The organism is Allobosea sp. GW821-FHT10B12, from assembly GCF_059415545.1.
Window position 1 is genome coordinate 248,490 of record NZ_JBWKNL010000004.1, and the last position, 15,749, is coordinate 264,238.

Sequence of the window (15,749 nt, forward strand, 5' to 3'; positions counted from 1 at the left end):
GCGGCCCGTGTCTCACGCTGCGGCAGCCGGCAAGGAGAGCCCGATGCGCCTGCCCCTGACTGCCGTCATCTGCTGCCTTGCCGCCCTTGCGCAGGCCCGGCCGCTTGAACGCGAACTGCCGCCGGCGCGAGCCGCCTGCTGGGAACGGGTCTACGATGCCGCACATCTCGCCAGCCATCCACAGCAGAAGGTCGCGCGGATCCGCTTGGTCCATCTGCCGCAGAACTGGCCCGAGGCCGGGCAGGGGGGCTTCTATATCTCGCTCTATCTCAACCTGCGCCAGCGGGTGAAGGCCGATCAGAGCTTCGACTACCAGCTTGGCGGCATCTGCAAGACGGCCGGGCAGGGCCTGCGCTGCGTGCCGGAATGGGAGGCCGGCAGCTGGCGCATCGAGCGCGGACCGAACGGCGCGCTCGATATCCGCAATGCCGGCATCATTGCCAATCCGAATCCCTACGATGCCGAGGAGATCGCCGACGGCGCGGCGCGGATTCCCGCGAAGCCGGACGACGGGCTCTGGCGCCTGTCACCGGCGAGCGGGCCGTGTGGACTGGAATAGCGACTAGGGGTGAAGCGCTGCGACCTTCACCAGCCGCGCCACCATCTTGTCGCGCATGCCCCTGAGGCGCTTCTCGGTGAAGTCGCCATCCTCGCCATAGGCCTTGTCGGCGCCGTTGACGGCGAGCATCTCCGGCACCAGCAGCGCGCCGAAGCCGAGCTCGAGCACGGTCCGCAATTGCGTCAGGCAGCGATAGGTGCCGAGATTGCCGGCCGAGGCGCCGCCGATCGCGACGACCTTCTCGCGCAGGCCGGGGCCGCCGGAGCGGACGATGCTGATCCAGTCGAGCGCGTTCTTCAGCGCCGGCGGATAGCCGGAATTGTATTCGGGGCTGGCGATGAAGAGCCCGTCATGGGCGTCGACCAGCGCCGCCAGCGCCTTCGCCTCATTTGGCGGGTCGTTGTCATAGGCGCGGGCGTCGATCAGCGGCAGCGGATAGTCGCCGAGCGAGATCTGCGTCACCTCGGCCCCCGCATCCTGCAGGTTCTTGGCGATCAGGGTCGCGAGCCGGGCGTTCATCGAACCCGGGCGCCAGGAGCCGGCGAAGACGAGGATTTTGGGCATGGTCACTCCGACTGGATAGCCGGCCGAATGGGCCCGGCGTTCTCAGTTCGCGATGTCGGAGGGATGCAGGGCCGGCGTCAAGCCCAGGCCGTCACGGCTTGGCGCGGCGATAGACCCAGACGCGTGCCGGCGGGATGTTGCGCAGCACCCAGTCGGAGACCTGTGCCTTGAGGCCGGAGCCCTTGCGCGGCACCGGCGAAATCACCGCATAGGTGAACTGGATGAAGGGCGCGCCGGGGCGCAGTACATTGGTAAAGGCGTCCTGCACCAGCTCCGTGCGCTCGGCCGGCGGCTTGTTGAACAGCGGCAGCGAGGACACCACCGCGCTCGCTCTTTCTGTCAGATGCCCGGCGAGCGTGGTCGAGAGCGCGTAGGCGTCGCCCTCGATGACCGTGGCTTGCGGGAAGCGACGACGCAACAGTTCGCAGAATTCCGGGCTGTACTCGACCAGGATCAGCCTGGACTCCTCGATGCCATGCGCGATCAGCGCCTCGGTGACCGGGCCGGTGCCGGGGCCGATCTCGACCACCGGTCCCTCGGCCTGCGGATCGACGTAAGAAGCCATCCGCTTGGCCAGGAACGGGCTCGAGGGCGCGACGGCGCCGGTGCGCCCCGGCGAATCGATCCAGGATTTGAGGAAGCGCGCATCGTCGCCGAAGCGCGCCTTGGCCTCGTCAGCAGCCTTGCGCACATGCGATTTGAGCTTGCCGGCCGTATTGCGGACCTCGTCCTCGACCTTGTAGCGCGCCGCTGCGACCCGAAGCCTCGCCTCTGCGACGCTGTCGGCGAAATCCGCTGCGGTCAGCCGCACTTCGTGTTCCAGTCGCGCGGCGACGGACGAACGCCCGAAGCGGGTGGCGCGCAGGCGCGGACCGGAAGCGGAATGGGCCATCCAGAACCTCAATGCGGCGAGGCGAATGGCCCGCGCCGAAGTGACATGACAATGCTGTGACGTTACGCCGCTGTCATATGGGGTCAAGAGCGGAGCGAATCCAGCGATTTCTTGCGGCTGTCCGAGCGTCGTCGATCAGATCAGCGGCCGCGGGTGGCGCTCGCTGTCGAAGAGCAAGGCCATGCGCTCAGTCAGGCGCGGATTGTGGATGGTGAGGCGCCCGCGTTCCAGCGAGAACATGCCGGCCTTGCGCAGGCGGGCCCAGGTCTTGCTGGTGTGGACGAGCGACAGGCCGAGCGCGTCGGCGAGCTGCTGCTGCGTCAGCGGGAAGGCGAAGCTCTTCTCGGCGACGAGGCCGAGCGTCTCGGCCCGGCGATAGAGCGAGATCACCAGCGCCGCGATCCGCTCCTGCGCGCTGCGCTGGCCGACCGAGGTCAGGTTCTCGTCGATCAGGCTCTCCTCGCGCGAGCCGAGCCAGGCGAGCTCATAGGCCAGCGCCGGCATCCGCCCGAACAGTTCATAGGTGCGCCGGCGCGGGAAGACACAGAGCTCGACCTCGGTCAACGCCTCGATGCCGTGCTGGGCGGCGCTGAGCAGCGAGGCCTGCAGACCGACGAGATCGCCTGGCAGGAGGAAGTTGAGGATCTGGCGGCGCCCGTCAGGCAGCGATTTGTAGCGGAAGGCCCAACCGGAGAAGAGCGTGTAGAGCTCGGCATCCTCCTGGCCGGGATGGATGATGTCGCTGCCGGCCGGCAATTGCCGATGATCGAGCTTCATCCGCTGGATGAAGCGGATCTCCTCGTCGGACTTGTCCTTGAAGGCCGGCTTCAGCCGCAATGGGCAGGCAAGGCAGGACGGGCTGCGGTGATTGCGATGATTGCTCGATGCGACGATCACACCCGGCTCCCTCGCCCACCCGGAACTCACGGCGAACGCTTGCGTTTTCTGTGTGGCGCGAAAGCCGCCGCTTAGCAATCGCGCCCCGTCCCTGCACACCGGATTGGCTCTGGAGGCCGTCGCATGAAATCACCCGGCTCCGGGCTGCGGCGCTCGCGCATGCGCCAGTTCTTTCGCGTGGCCCTGCGCTTCTGGGCAGGCGAGAGCCGGTTGCGGGCCTGGGCCCTCACCCTCGCCGTGCTGCTGTTCGTCGCCGCCCAGCTCGGCGCGGCGGTCGGCGTCAACACCTGGAACCGATTGTTCTTCGACGCGCTGGAAAAGCGCGATCTCGACAAGGTCTGGACGGCTATCGGCTGGTTGCCATTGATCATCGCGGCTTCGGCAGCATCGCTGTCCTGCCTGGTGATCAGCCGGATGCTGCTGCAGATGCGCTGGCGCGAATGGCTGACGCATCGCCTCGCCGGCTGGTGGATCGCCGACCAGCGCTATTATCGGATGCAGTTCGTCGCGCCCGACCAGAGCGCGCCGGAATACCGCATCGCCGAGGATGTCCGCCTCGCCATCGAGCCTTTGGTCGAGTTCGCCATCGGGCTGCTCAGCGCCTTCGTGACGGCGGTGACCTTCGCCACGATCCTCTGGCAGGTCGCCGGCACGGCGCGCTTCACGCTCGGTGGGACCGAGTTCGTGATCCCGAGCTATATGGCGCTCGCAGCGATCGTCTATGCGGTGATCGCCTCACTCGCCGCCTATTTCGCCGGGCGGCCTTTGGTGCCGCGCATCGCCGCCAAGAACGAGGCCGAAGCCCAGTTCCGCGCCGAGATGACGCGGCTGCGCGAGAATGCCGAGAGCATCGCGCTGATCAAGGGCGATGCCGACGAGCGCGATTCGGTCGGCGAGAACTATGGCCGCGTCGTTGCCGCCTGGCTGAAGGTGATCCGGCAGCAGGGCGTCATCGCCATCGTGCTCAACACCAACGGCGCGCTGTTCCCGATCGTGCCGCTGCTGCTGATCGCGCCGAAATACCTGTCGGGCGAGATCACGCTCGGGGCGGTCATGCAGGTCGTCGCCGCCTTCAGCGCGGTGCAGGCGGCCCTGATCTGGTTCGTCGACAATTTCGTCCGGCTGGCGGAGTGGTTCGCCTCGGTGACGCGCGTCGACGAGCTGGCGGAAGCACTGGAGGCCCTCGATGTCGGCACGATCATGGAGGGCGAGACCCAGATCGAACTGGGCGAGAGCGAGGATGGCGGCATCCACATCGCCGATCTTTCGATCGCTCACAGCAACGGCCGCATCGTCGTCGCCGACGCGTCCGTGGTGATCGCGGCCGGAGAGAAGGTGCTGATCGCCGGCGAGAGCGGCACCGGCAAGAGCACCTTGATCCGGGCGATCGCCGGCCTCTGGCCCTGGGGAGCAGGCTCGATCAAGCTGCCGCCGGGCAAGCGCGTCGCCTTCGTGCCGCAGAAGCCCTATCTGCCGATCGGCACGTTGCGCAACGCGCTGCTCTACCCGGAGGCCGAAAGCCGGGTCGAGGACGCGGTCGTGACGGAGGCGCTGCAGCGCTGTGGCCTCGCTTATCTTGGCCGCAGGCTCGATGAAGAAGAGCGTTGGGATCAGACTCTTTCGGGCGGCGAGCGTCAGCGCATCGCCTTCGCTCGGCTACTGATCCAGAAGCCCGACATCATCATCATGGACGAGGCGACCTCGGCGCTCGACGAGGCCAGCGAAGACTCGCTGCTCGGCTTGATCGAGAGCGAGCTCTCCTATGCGACGATCATCAGTGTCGGGCACCGCCCGGCCCTCGAGGATTTCCATGAGCGCAAGATCACCTTCGAGAAGCGCGAGGCCGGCGCGCACCTGACCTCGAGGAGTCTCAGCAAATCGTTCTGGCGGCTGTTCCGCCGCCGCGAGGCCGCCAACGATCAGCCCGCCGCCTGAAAAAGAATCCGGATCGCTTCGAATTCCCGGCAAACCGGAACAAATCCCAGCCGAACGGGTTGAGAAGCCGTTCCCGCCTTTCAAGAGCGATCACACGAACCGGGAGAGCGAAGATGACGACTGCCAGCCTTGCCCCCCTCAAGCGCGCTGCCACCTTCTTCGGCGGCATGGCGCTGGTCGTGACCGCACTGACCATGGGTGCTTCGTTCCAGAACGGGTTCGGCGAAAGCTCGGAGGCGGTGGCCCAGGCCAAGCTCCAGCGCGGTGTCCCGGCCGATGTCCAGTTCGCGGCGGTCAATCCCTCGGAAGTTCGCCGCGATCTCGCCCACCGGGTCGTTCCGACCTCACAGCGCGAGGCCAGCCTCAAGGGCAACACCGTCCTGCGCTGAGCCGAGCCGGCGGCGGAACCGATCCGCCGCTCGCGCGTAGTTGATGTGCCTGACCAGCAGAGCCGCCGCGAGGCGGCTTTTTGCCGTGACGGCGAGTTGAAGACCGGCTGGGGACGACCATGTACCTGCGTATTCGCCACGCGACGACCTATCGCTATGCGCAGCCGGTGCAGTTCGGCCCGCATCGATTGATGCTGCGGCCGCGCGATTCCTTCGATCTGCGCGTGCTCGATACGGCGATCGCGATCTCGCCGCAGGCCAATTTGCGCTGGATGCACGATGCCTATGGCAACCCGGTTGCCATGGCGGCGTTCGCCGGCACCGCCGATACGCTCGACATTGTCAGTGAGCTCATCGTCCAGCGCTTCGGCTCGGCACTTCCCCGCACGCGAGTGGAGCCGGACATCGAGATCTCGGAGATCAGCTACACGCCGGCCGAGCGTGCCGTGCTTCAGCCTTATCTCGACCTCGCCGCCGCCGACCCTGCCGGAGCGCTCGACATCTGGTTGCAGGAGTTCCGGGCACGGCTGAACGGCGGCCATCTCTTGCGGGCGCTGGCGCGCGAGATCAGCACGGGCCTGACCTATGCCGTTCGCTATGACGAGGGCACCCAGCACCCGCTCGACACCCTGCAACTTGGGATGGGCTCCTGCCGCGATTACGCCTGGCTGTTCATCGAGCTGGCGCGCCGGCTCGGTTTCGCCGCACGCTTCGTCACCGGCTATATCCATGACCGCTCGCCGGAGGCCGGGGGGATGAGATCTGTCGTCGGCTTGACCCATGCCTGGGCCGAGGTCTTCATCCCCAATGACGGCTGGGTCGAGTTCGATCCGACCAACAACCTCGTCGCCGACCGGCAACTGCTGCGCGTCGCGGTGGCGCGGGTGCCCGCAGACGCTTCGCCGATCTCAGGCAGCTATATCGGTCCGACCGGCGCCTTCATCGGGCTCAGCGTCGGCGTCGAGATCACGCCGGCCGATGGGCTGGGCTGAGCCTCGTCGCCCCTGCGCGGGGCGCCATGGCCGAGCCGCCAGATGCCGAGGCTGCGGCCCTGTGGCGGGCTGATCTCCACCGCCTCGATCTGCATCAGCAGCCCTGCGAACAGGCGCGGCGGAGCGATCTGGGCAATGTCGCGGTCGGTGGTGATGGCGACGTCGATGATCTCGTCGCCGGCATTCGTTACGGCGAGCGCGATACCGATACCGGGCGCAGCCCGCAGCGCCCGGCTGACGACGTCGACGATCAGGAAACCGAGCGGAATGATCCGGTCGATAGGCAACGTGGCCTGCGTCTCGACGCGGCTCTCGAGCCGCTGGGTTCGGGCAAGGATCAGGTTCGAGATCATCGCTATGACGTCGTCGAGGAAGAGATCGATGCGCACCGGCTGCATTTCGCCATCGGCAAGGGTGAAGCGATAGGCGGCCGACAGCACATGGACGCGGCACTCCGCGTCTGACAGGGCCATGCGCGCTTCGCCCTGATGGTCGCGCTTGGTAAGGCCGATATAGCTCTGCACCACCTGGAGACTGTTCTTGACCCGGTGATGCAGCTCGCGGACCAGGAAGCGGTTGTCGTCGAGCGCAAGCCGGAGCTTGCTCTGGCGCACCTCCTGCTCGTCGACCATCGCGTTGAAGGCCTCGGCGACGCTGCGGATGTCGCGTGGCATCTCCTCGGTGAGGGGGACATGGGCGCTGGCCGAGCTCGACCGCGCCCGCGCGGTCTTCTCGATGCTGCGCAGCCAGCGCACGCAATGCTGATCGATCGCCTTCATATAGACCAGACCAAGCAGGGTCAGTGTCAGCAGCGGTGCGAGCAAGAGCGCATAGAACTGGGTCTTCGCGGCCTGTTCCGCCGTACCGTCGAAGCTCACCACGACATAAAGATCCGGTTCCGCCACCATGCGGGCTGCATAGGTCCGGCTTGGCCCGGCGCGACTCTGGGCACTCCAATGCTCGGTCTGATCGGGCACGACCTCGGTCCTGGGAAGCCATGATCCATCGGCTTGCGCGCCGCCGCGCGCAACGACGACGTCGCCACCCCGGCGCAGCAGCGCTGCCATCATGCCCTTGTCGCTGCCGCCGAGATCGAAGGTGTCGTCGAGCGGGTCCGGCTTGGTCAGCAGGAGCGCATCGCCCTCGTCGAATTCGCTGTAGATCGCGAGATAGGAACGGCCCGCGATCGTGACCTGATCGTAGCGGGCTTTGGTGAATTCGGTGCCGCCCCAGAGTTTGATGGGTGCGCGGGCGGCCAGTCGATTCGCCACTGCAATCAGTTCGCCGGGAGGGATGCTGGCGTCGAGGCCGCCGACGCAGTCCGGCCGGCCGGAGACCCGGAGCAGCAGGGCCTCGTAGCCCGAGACCGCGGCGAGCGCCCTCTCGGCGATGCGCTCACATGTATCCGAGGGCGGCGATGCCGCCCGGATGGTCGCGGCGCCGACGACGAGCGAGCGCAACGCGCCGCGGTACCAGACGCGGGCGCGCACGGCGAAATCGTCGGCCGCGCGCACCTGCGCCGTCTCGATCGCCTCGAAGACGGTGCGATAGGTCGCGATCGCCGCCGCCGCCGTCAGGCAGGCGATCGGCAGGACGATCGCGACCATCAGTGCCAGGAGGCGTCCGCGGACCGTCCTGAACAGCGAGAGGGCCATCAGCTGCCGACGGTTTCGGGTCCGGCGCGCTGGACGGCCGCGGTGATCCGATGATCAGGACCGAGATCGTCGATGCCGCCGATGGACAGGAGCTCCGCCAGCTTGGAGCGTGCCCGGTTGACGCGGCTCTTGATCGTGCCGATCGCGACGCCGCAGATCTCGGCGGTCTCCTCATAGGACAATCCGGTGGCGCCGACCATGATCAGCACTTCGCGCTGCTCCTCGGGAAGCTTCGCCAACGCTCTGCGGAAATCGGCGAGGTCGAGATGGCTCTCCTGGTTGCCATGGGTGGCGAGCCGGTCGGCATAGGTGCCTTCGCTGTCCTGCACCTCGCGCCCGCGCTTGCGGTAGAGCGAGTAATAGGTGTTGCGCAGGATGGTGAAGAGCCAGGCTCGCAGGCTGGTTCCAGGCTGGAACTTGTCGGCATTGCCCCAGGCCTTGAGCAAGGTGTCCTGGACCAGATCGTCGGCGAGCTGCATCGACCCCGACAGCGACGCCGCGAAGGCGCGCAGGTTCGGAATCTCGGCGATCAGCCCATCCTTGAAGTCAGCTGCGCTCATCGGCACCGCCCTCGGCCTTCAGCCGCCGTTCGGTATCTTCGAGCTGGGCCAACAGCACCAGGAAGCGATCGGGGATCGGCGCATTGACGAGCTCGTCATAGTGCGCCTTGAGGGACCGGCCGATCGACTCCTGCACCCTCGGGTCGAGCGCCATCTCGTCGTCCGGTTCGGCTCGGGCCGCTTTGGGCGGATCGACATTCATCAGATTCATGATCCCTCGCTCCATCGGCGCGCCGCCATTCCGCCGGTCACACCAAACCACGTGTCGCACGCTCGTTGAGACGCCTACGCGCGACTGCCCCGAAACGCACCTTCATTCGGCCCAATAACGAGGTCGAAGGCAAAAGGTTCCGCCGGGAACAAAAAATATTTTTCTTGTCATAACAGTGACTTGGGTGCTCTTCTCCAGCAACTTTGTCCAGAGTCGGATCCGATCGGGCTGAAGCAGCCTGATCGGTGAATCCGTCTCTCCATTTGGATGGAGCCCGGTCCGATCGGCTTGCACCGCAAGATGATCGGTCGAGGTTCTCTGGGGGATAGCAAGATGTCGATCGCCACTGAAATCGCGCCGCACCTGCCGTATCTGCGTCGGTTCGCCCGGGCGCTGAGCGGCACACAGGCCGGCGGCGATGCCTATGTCGTCGCGACGCTGGAAGCGCTGATCGCCGACCCAGGCACCTTCCCGCGTGAGCTCGGCCCGCGGGTCGGTCTCTACCGGCTCTTCCTGCAGATGTGGTCGTCCGTGGGGCTCAACACCCAGGCGTCGACGCCGGAGGCCGAGCGTTCTGCTGCCGAGCGCAATCTCGATGCGCTGACACCGCGCTCGCGTCAGGCCTTCCTGCTGCGGACGGTCGAAGGTTTCTCCATTGAGGAGGTCGCGCAGATCATGAACATCTCCACCAGCGATGCAGCCGGCCTCGTGCAGACCGCCGGCCAGGAGATCGCCGAGCAGGTCGCCACCGACGTGCTGATCATCGAGGACGAGCCGATCATCGCCCTCGACATCGAGACCATGGTCGAGGAGCTCGGCCACAGGGTCACCGGTGTGGCCAGGACGCATCGTGAGGCGATCGCGCTGGTTGCCAAGAAGCGGCCCGGCCTGGTGCTCGCCGATATCCAGCTGGCCGACGGCAGCTCCGGCCTTGAGGCGGTCAACGAGATCCTCAGCGCCATCGAGGTACCGGTGATTTTCATCACCGCCTATCCGGAGCGGCTGCTCACCGGCGACCGGCCGGAGCCCGCCTTCCTGATCACCAAGCCCTTCCAGCCGGAAGCCGTGAAGGCCGCGATCAGCCAGGCGCTGTTCTTCGACCGCCGCGCCGGCCGCAAGGCCGCCTGACTCGCCGCTTCGAGGTGACCGGGAACAAACCGGCCGCCCCTCGCGTTGCCCCGGCCCGGGCGATGCGAGGGAGATCGGTCATGTCCATGGCTCTGCTGGCGGCGCTGATCGTCGCAGCTTCTCTGACAGTCCTGTTCACGGCCGTCGGCTGACGGCATGTCACAGCTCACGCCTCTCTGGCCGGCAGCGATCGCAGCGGTTGGGCTTGCCATCGGCAGTTCCGTATGGAGCCGCGAGACCCGGCCGGTCACCACGACGCGGCCCCCGTCCCGCCCGGCCTCCTTGCCGGCTCCGCCTCCCGTGCGGCCGGCCGCGTCAGTCGTGATGGTGCCCGGCGCCGCGGCTGAAGTCAGCGCCTGCATCCGGGTTCTGACCAGTGTGCCGGGGAACAAGATTCGCCCCGCTGGGCCCGCAGCGAAACCTGATTCGGAGGACTGCCGGGTGGTCGATCCTGTCGTTGTCGAGGCTCTGGCAGTTCGCACGGCTTCAGGTCCGGGACAGGTCGGACTGATGCCGCCGCCGACGATCAGCTGCGAGCTGGCGCGCTCGGTTTCGCTCTGGCTCGACACGAGTCTGCAGCCCTTGGCCCGCGGCGCGTTCGGCCGCGAGCTGACGGCGCTTCGCGTCGGTGGCGGGCATGAATGCCGCCGGCGCAACCGTCAGACGCAGGGGCAGCTCAGCGAGCACGCCACAGGACGGGCGCTCGACATTTTCGCCTTCGAGCTCGGTGATCAGAAGCAGGGCGGAACGGCTGTATCAGTCGAACGGCCCAGCGGCCTGGAGCAGACGCGTTTTCTCGATGCTGTACGCCAATCGGCCTGCGGCGCCTTCATGACCGTGCTCGGTCCCGGGTCGGACGCAGCTCACGCCAACCATCTCCATGTCGACATTCAGGAGCGACGCGCGGCGTCGAGCCGGTTCTGCCAGTGATCTCTGCTGGATGGGCCCGGCACAGTCCTATGACACGATCGTGAAGATACCGTCCGGAGTGTCGGACTGAGCGGTCGCTGGCGGCATGCGTCGTCCACACGACCAGCTCTCGCGGCGGCGGGCGAGCTCGGCCAGCGCGGAATCATGGTCGAAACCCTCGCGCAGAAGTTGTTCGAGCTCCCAGAATGGCGGAAGATCACGCGCCAGCGTAGGGGTTGGGAATATCCGCACCGGGTCAGTCCGTCCTTGCTTTGGCATTTGCGCGCCCACTGGTCTGTTCCCGTTAACGCGAGCACCGGATTGAGGTTCCGGATTATTTGGGAACTATGGAACGATTGCGGCGCTTTGGTGCGGTTTCGAGGCGGCTCGGATGGTAGAAGCGGTTCCGGGCGGAGATCGGGTGTTTCCCGGGCAGGGTGCAGGAGTGCGCGAATGAGACGTCTGATCGCAATGATCCTCCTGATGGCCGGACCGGGCCTGTCCGCTGCTCCAGCCCTGGCGCAGAGCGGCGCGCCGGCCGGTCGCCTGACCTGCGCGATCGGCGCTGGTCTTACCCAGGCTGTCGCCACCCAGAAGCCGCTCGAATGCCGCTTCCGGCCGCGCCGTGGGCCGTTGCAGACCTATACCGGTGTGATTCGCGGCTTTGCACTCGATGCCAAGACGGTCGGGCGCAGCCTGCTCGCCTGGCGCGTCTACGGTCCCTATGCACGTGCGCCTCTCGGCGTCCTCAGCGGAGGCTATGCCCGCAAGCAGGGCGAGGTTGCTCTGACCGGCAGCCACGACGGCGACGTGCGACTGGTACCGCGAGCCCTGCCGCTGCAGCGGGGCGCCAATGTCGCCCTTGGCGTCACCGCCTTCGAGCTCAATCTCGTCCGCGCCCCGCGCAAGCGCTGATCAGCGGATACTTACGATTTCCTAACCATATTGAACCAATTTGAATTGAATTTGAGAGGTTTGCGACGGACAATCCGCCTCAGAACGGAACAAGGCCGACCAAGCGGGCGTTCAACAGGCTCACAAGCAGGCAACTGACTTGGGGCAGTGTCGTGAAGTTGGAAGGTAATCTGGGGCTCATGTCCGGTATTCGGGTCCTCATCGTCGAGGACGACCCCTTTATCGCGATGGATATCGAGAGCGCCGTGAGCGAGGAGCTCGGCGACGCTGCCGAATTGATCGTGGTCGAATCGGTTTCGCAGGCGCGCCGCGCGGCCGATCAGCCGCTCGATTGCGCCTTGCTCGACATCGACGTCGTCGGCGGCAAGACCTTCGCCATCGCCGCCAGCCTGCGCGCCAAGGGAACGCCGCTGGTCTTCGTCTCCGGATCGGCGCCGAGCGAGGTTCCGCCCGAATTGCGCGACGTGCGCTTTGTGCGCAAGCCCTTCTCTGCCGACGAGCTCGGCCGCTTCGTCTCCAAGGCCGTGAACAAGCGCTGAAGGCGGTCTATTCCGCCGCTTCTTCCTCGGCCGGCTGCTCCCGTTTCGGAAAGGTGACGGCGACACGCGTGCCCGGTCGCGCGGTGCCGGGCGATAGCGGCGTGATCTCCATATCGGCCCGCATGCTGCGTAGCAGGGCGTTGATCACGGACTTGCCCAGTCCGGCCGTCTGCTGATCTTCCGGCATCCCGACGCCGTCATCCTCGATCGAGAGGACGAGATTATCCTCGGGCGTGCGAGCAAGGCGGATGGTGATCTTGCCTGCGGCCCCGTCCGCAAAGGCGTGCTTGATCGCATTGGTCACCAACTCGTTGATGACGACGACGAAGGAGACGGCATCCCGTCCGGGCAGGCGAATCGCGTCCATCGCCAGCACGATCTCGATCGGCCGCCCCTCCGCCGCCTTGCCGATCTCGGCCAGGAGGTCTTCCAGATAGGGCCGGGCCTCGATCTCGTCGGCCTCGATATCGAGTCGCAGGCGGCGCTGCCCGGCCGCGATCGCCTGGATGCGCGACTGCGCCTGGGCCAGTGCCTGCTTGACCGCCGGCTCACGCGTCTGCCGGGTCTGGACATTGAGCAGGGCGGAGACCATCGCCAGATTATTGCCGACGCGGTGATTGACGTCGCGCAGCAGTGCCTCGATGCGCAAGCGCTCGTTCTCAAGCTGGAGCGTGCGCTCGGCCACCTTCCGTTCCAGCTCGGCATTGGAGCTCGACAACGAGACCGTCCGGCGGTGCCGAACCCGCAATTGCAGCCAGGCGGCAAAGCACAGGCCGGCGAGGGCAATCAGGATGCCGGCGCTGGCGAGGACGCGGCGACGGGCCTCGCGGCGGCTGCTGGCGGTGAGGCGATGATTCTCCTCCAGCTGGATCGCGCCGATGACGTTCCGCAGATCCTGAGTCAGCCGGTTTCCGGTGCCTTGCGCCACCAGGGTGATGGCCTCGCTGCGCTTGCCGGCGCGCATCAGCGCAACGGTCTCGGCCATCTCGGCAAGCTTGCGGATGGTGATGGAGCGAGCCTGCTGCACGCGCTCGGTCTGCGTCGGGCTATAGGCTGCGAGACGCTCGATCTGGTCGAGACTCGGGAGCAGCTCCGCCTGCCGCTCATTGTAGGGCTCGAGATAGTGCTCGTTCCCGCTGAGCAGGAAGCCGCGCTGCCCGGTCTCGGCATCGAGCAGATTGCTGAGGAAACGTTCGCTGCGTTCGCGGATGTCGATCGAACGCGAGACCAGTCGCGACGCCTCATCCGCCTGGATATTGATCCACCCGGCGATGAGGACGGCGGCAGCGACCACGACGATCGCGATCGCCGCCGAGGAGGCGGTGTAAAGGCGCGCACCGAGCAAGGGCAGTCCCGGCAACAGCCAGCGTGGACGGAGCTTCAGCTGGGCATTCATCGCCGCCTTGAATAGACGCTGAAACCCGATCGCCCAAGGTAAAAAGACAGGTCTGTGCGAACCGACTGCCGAAAGTCGATCGATTCAGGGAGAGTTTGCCTTATTTTTCAGCGTCGTCATCGCCTTGCGCGAACTGCCGCCCGAGGATGAGCCCGAGCAGCACGACGCCGCCGACCAGACCGGCGCGCCAGCCGAGCTTGCGGCTGCCGACCAGCGAGGCCGCGATCGGAGCGGCGGCGACCGCAGCGGCCAGGCGCCGGTCCGGGCGCGGCCGGCTCTTCACATAGAGCGCGATGCCGAGCATGAGCAGCGCAGCGACGAGCAGTCCGCCGGCGATCGCCAAGCTGGCGATGATCGCCCCGTAATGCAGCGTCAAGACGGTGTGCAGCGCGTCGAGACCGTAGCCGACGGCGCCGGCCGCCAGCAGCCCTGCCAGCAGATAGAGCACGAGAACCGTGACGTTGCGGCGCACGACGCCGCCGACCTCGCGCGTGACCAGACCGGTCAGCCCCCCAAGCATGGTCAGCGCGCCGACAGGAAGCCGACGAACAATCCAACCGCAGCCGCCAGGCCCAGCGCCCGCAGGGGCCGCTCGCGGATCTCACGGATGATGAGCTCCTCGAGATCGCTGGCCTGCTCGCGCGCGACCTCGACCATGCGGTCGGTGTCGACGCCGACCGATTTCAGCTTCTCGCTGACCGTCGCGGCGAGGTCCTCGGCTCCGCGCGTCAGGCTGGCTTCGATCTCATCCGCTTCATCTTTCACACGGCGGCCGGCGCTGCGAGCGCGCTCCGCCGTGCCGGAGGCGGCGTCGGCTGCTTCGTCCTTGGCGCGTTTGACCGAGGCCGCGGCCTGTCGCTTGGCGGTGGTGCTGGTTGCGGCCATCAACGGCTCCCATGATGCTGGAATGATGACGATGCCACGCGCGGTGACGTGGCGCAAAGCTCAACGCACCAGGGCTGGAGCGGTTCCGGCCGGAGCATCGCTGGCGGACGCCGCTTCGCTCGCGGCCTCTTCGGCCTCCTGCAGCGCTTTCCGATAATTGGCGAACTCCTCGCGGGCGACGAACCCGACGAGCAGGATCGGGGTCGAGAGCACCGCGCCGATCGGTCCCCACAGCCAGAGCCAGAAGATGAAGGAGATGAAGACGAGGAAGGGCGAGATCGTCAGGCGGCGGCCGACGACGATCGGCGTCACAGCATTGCCCTCGATCAGATGGACGATGAAATAGGTCGCTGCCGGCCAGGCCGCGACGAGCAGCGAGGATGGCGACAGCAGGCCGGCTGCGAAGAACGCGACCGTGACCATGATCGGCCCGATGAAGGCGAGGTAGTTGAGGAAGAAGGCGAGCGCGCCCCAGAAGACTGGATAGGGCAGTCCGGCCGCCCAGGCGATCGCCATCGAGATAACGCCCATGCCGAGATTGATCAGCGTCACCAGGCCGAAATAGCGGGCCGTGCGGGTCTCGATCTCCTGGAAGAAGCTGCCAGCCGATTTGCGCGCGCCGCGGCCGAGGCAGAGCCGCAGGGTGCGGGCCTTGAGATGGCGCCGCGTCGCCAGCCAGAAATAGACCGTCGCAATGAAGATCAAAAGGCCGCCGGCCGCTGCGGTCGACGAGACCGCGATCGAGACCAGCGGGTTGCCGTCGGAGACACTGACCTTGGCGCCTTCGCTGCCGGAGAAATTCTCGGCGAACTTCTTGAAGTCCTCCATGAAGGCGAGCACGCCGACGAGCTTGAACTTCAGCGCGGCCACCATCTTCGGAAATTGGTCGCTCCAGGCGGCGATCGGGACGGTCAACGTGCCGATCAGCAGCAGCAGCAGGAGCGCCCCGAGGAGAACCACCAATGCCGCGGCGAGATGCTGCGGCACGCCACGCCGCACCATCGCATCGACCGGGGGCCCGAGCACCAAGCCGAAGATCACCCCGGCGGTTATCGGCAGCGCGATGACGCGCGTCAGGTAGAGCGAAGCGGTGGCGAGGATGACGAAGATGCCGACGATCGCATAGCGGACGATCAGGTCATGGTCCTGGGGCGTGATCTCGCTGGAGGGCGCGTCGTCCTCCGGTTCCGCCATGTAGCGAGGAAAGGGTCTCCAGGCCGAGGCGTTGAGCATTTTTGACCATCCAGCGCGCTGCTGCGCCCCCCGGCGCACTTCGGCTGCTCAACGCGGCTGTTGCGGCGAAGGTTCCGGCGGTCCGAAGCC

At 66.7% G+C, this 15,749-nt stretch carries 18 protein-coding genes; 8 read left to right on the plus strand and 10 right to left on the minus strand.

The window, feature by feature from the left end; all coding sequences use genetic code 11:
* The first annotated feature begins 43 nt into the window (after window positions 1-43).
* On the plus strand, window positions 44-559 hold the full coding sequence (locus AC07O0_RS15820) for a hypothetical protein (protein WP_494624643.1): 516 nt from the start codon (window positions 44-46) through the stop codon (window positions 557-559).
* 3 nt (window positions 560-562) lie between these two features.
* Here AC07O0_RS15820 and AC07O0_RS15825 read toward each other — a convergent pair whose 3' ends face one another.
* From AC07O0_RS15825 to AC07O0_RS15835, 3 genes are all read right to left on the minus strand, one after another.
* A complete protein-coding gene (locus AC07O0_RS15825) occupies window positions 563-1,123 on the minus strand; it encodes an NADPH-dependent FMN reductase (RefSeq protein WP_494624644.1) in 561 nt (186 codons plus the stop codon).
* 91 nt (window positions 1,124-1,214) lie between these two features.
* A complete protein-coding gene (locus AC07O0_RS15830; protein ID WP_494624645.1) occupies window positions 1,215-2,015 on the minus strand; it encodes a class I SAM-dependent methyltransferase in 801 nt (266 codons plus the stop codon).
* Window positions 2,016-2,150: 135 nt separating this feature from the next.
* A complete protein-coding gene (locus AC07O0_RS15835) occupies window positions 2,151-2,912 on the minus strand; it encodes a Crp/Fnr family transcriptional regulator (RefSeq protein WP_494624646.1) in 762 nt (253 codons plus the stop codon).
* 123 nt (window positions 2,913-3,035) lie between these two features.
* Here AC07O0_RS15835 and AC07O0_RS15840 point away from each other — a divergent pair, with 123 nt between their 5' ends.
* From AC07O0_RS15840 to AC07O0_RS15850, 3 genes are all read left to right on the plus strand, one after another.
* Window positions 3,036-4,847 (plus strand): ABC transporter ATP-binding protein/permease, encoded by a 1,812-nt coding sequence (locus AC07O0_RS15840; protein ID WP_494624647.1) that lies wholly within the window; start codon window positions 3,036-3,038, stop codon window positions 4,845-4,847.
* A 113-nt stretch (window positions 4,848-4,960) separates the two neighbouring features.
* Complete coding sequence (locus AC07O0_RS15845) at window positions 4,961-5,236, plus strand: hypothetical protein (protein ID WP_494624648.1); 276 nt, start codon at window positions 4,961-4,963, stop codon at window positions 5,234-5,236.
* Window positions 5,237-5,355: 119 nt separating this feature from the next.
* Complete coding sequence (locus AC07O0_RS15850) at window positions 5,356-6,228, plus strand: transglutaminase family protein (RefSeq protein WP_494624649.1); 873 nt, start codon at window positions 5,356-5,358, stop codon at window positions 6,226-6,228.
* On the opposite strand, the gene AC07O0_RS15855 is transcribed toward AC07O0_RS15850, so the two are convergent.
* The 3 genes from AC07O0_RS15855 to AC07O0_RS15865 are packed head-to-tail and all read right to left on the minus strand — an operon-like array spanning window position 6,153 to window position 8,654.
* A complete protein-coding gene (locus AC07O0_RS15855) occupies window positions 6,153-7,883 on the minus strand; it encodes a sensor histidine kinase (RefSeq protein WP_494624650.1) in 1,731 nt (576 codons plus the stop codon). The genes AC07O0_RS15850 and AC07O0_RS15855 overlap by 76 nt on opposite strands.
* Window positions 7,883-8,443, minus strand: coding sequence for a sigma-70 family RNA polymerase sigma factor (locus tag AC07O0_RS15860; RefSeq protein ID WP_454029077.1), 561 nt, complete (start codon window positions 8,441-8,443; stop codon window positions 7,883-7,885). Before AC07O0_RS15860 ends, AC07O0_RS15855 begins: the two co-directional genes overlap by 1 nt.
* A complete protein-coding gene (locus tag AC07O0_RS15865; RefSeq protein WP_494624651.1) occupies window positions 8,430-8,654 on the minus strand; it encodes a NepR family anti-sigma factor in 225 nt (74 codons plus the stop codon). Before AC07O0_RS15865 ends, AC07O0_RS15860 begins: the two co-directional genes overlap by 14 nt.
* Window positions 8,655-8,987: 333 nt before the next feature.
* Here AC07O0_RS15865 and AC07O0_RS15870 point away from each other — a divergent pair, with 333 nt between their 5' ends.
* The 4 genes from AC07O0_RS15870 (at window position 8,988) to AC07O0_RS15885 (ending at window position 12,145) form a co-directional block, all read left to right on the plus strand.
* Entirely contained in the window at window positions 8,988-9,782 is a 795-nt protein-coding gene (locus AC07O0_RS15870; protein WP_494624652.1) for a response regulator, read from the plus strand.
* A 324-nt stretch (window positions 9,783-10,106) separates the two neighbouring features.
* On the plus strand, window positions 10,107-10,712 hold the full coding sequence (locus tag AC07O0_RS15875) for an extensin-like domain-containing protein (RefSeq protein ID WP_494624653.1): 606 nt from the start codon (window positions 10,107-10,109) through the stop codon (window positions 10,710-10,712).
* Between the two features lie 432 nt (window positions 10,713-11,144).
* A complete protein-coding gene (locus tag AC07O0_RS15880) occupies window positions 11,145-11,606 on the plus strand; it encodes a DUF992 domain-containing protein (protein ID WP_494624654.1) in 462 nt (153 codons plus the stop codon).
* 179 nt (window positions 11,607-11,785) lie between these two features.
* Window positions 11,786-12,145, plus strand: a complete 360-nt coding sequence (locus AC07O0_RS15885) for a response regulator (RefSeq protein ID WP_494624655.1) — start codon at window positions 11,786-11,788, stop codon at window positions 12,143-12,145.
* Between the two features lie 7 nt (window positions 12,146-12,152).
* On the opposite strand, the gene AC07O0_RS15890 is transcribed toward AC07O0_RS15885, so the two are convergent.
* From AC07O0_RS15890 to AC07O0_RS15905, 4 genes are all read right to left on the minus strand, one after another.
* Complete coding sequence (locus AC07O0_RS15890) at window positions 12,153-13,541, minus strand: sensor histidine kinase (RefSeq protein WP_494624656.1); 1,389 nt, start codon at window positions 13,539-13,541, stop codon at window positions 12,153-12,155.
* A 100-nt stretch (window positions 13,542-13,641) separates the two neighbouring features.
* Entirely contained in the window at window positions 13,642-14,061 is a 420-nt protein-coding gene (locus AC07O0_RS15895) for a hypothetical protein (RefSeq protein ID WP_494624657.1), read from the minus strand.
* Between the two features lie 2 nt (window positions 14,062-14,063).
* Complete coding sequence (locus tag AC07O0_RS15900; protein ID WP_494624658.1) at window positions 14,064-14,426, minus strand: glycine zipper domain-containing protein; 363 nt, start codon at window positions 14,424-14,426, stop codon at window positions 14,064-14,066.
* A gap of 60 nt (window positions 14,427-14,486) precedes the next feature.
* Window positions 14,487-15,659 (minus strand): AI-2E family transporter, encoded by a 1,173-nt coding sequence (locus tag AC07O0_RS15905; protein WP_494624659.1) that lies wholly within the window; start codon window positions 15,657-15,659, stop codon window positions 14,487-14,489.
* Window positions 15,660-15,749: the final 90 nt, after the last annotated feature.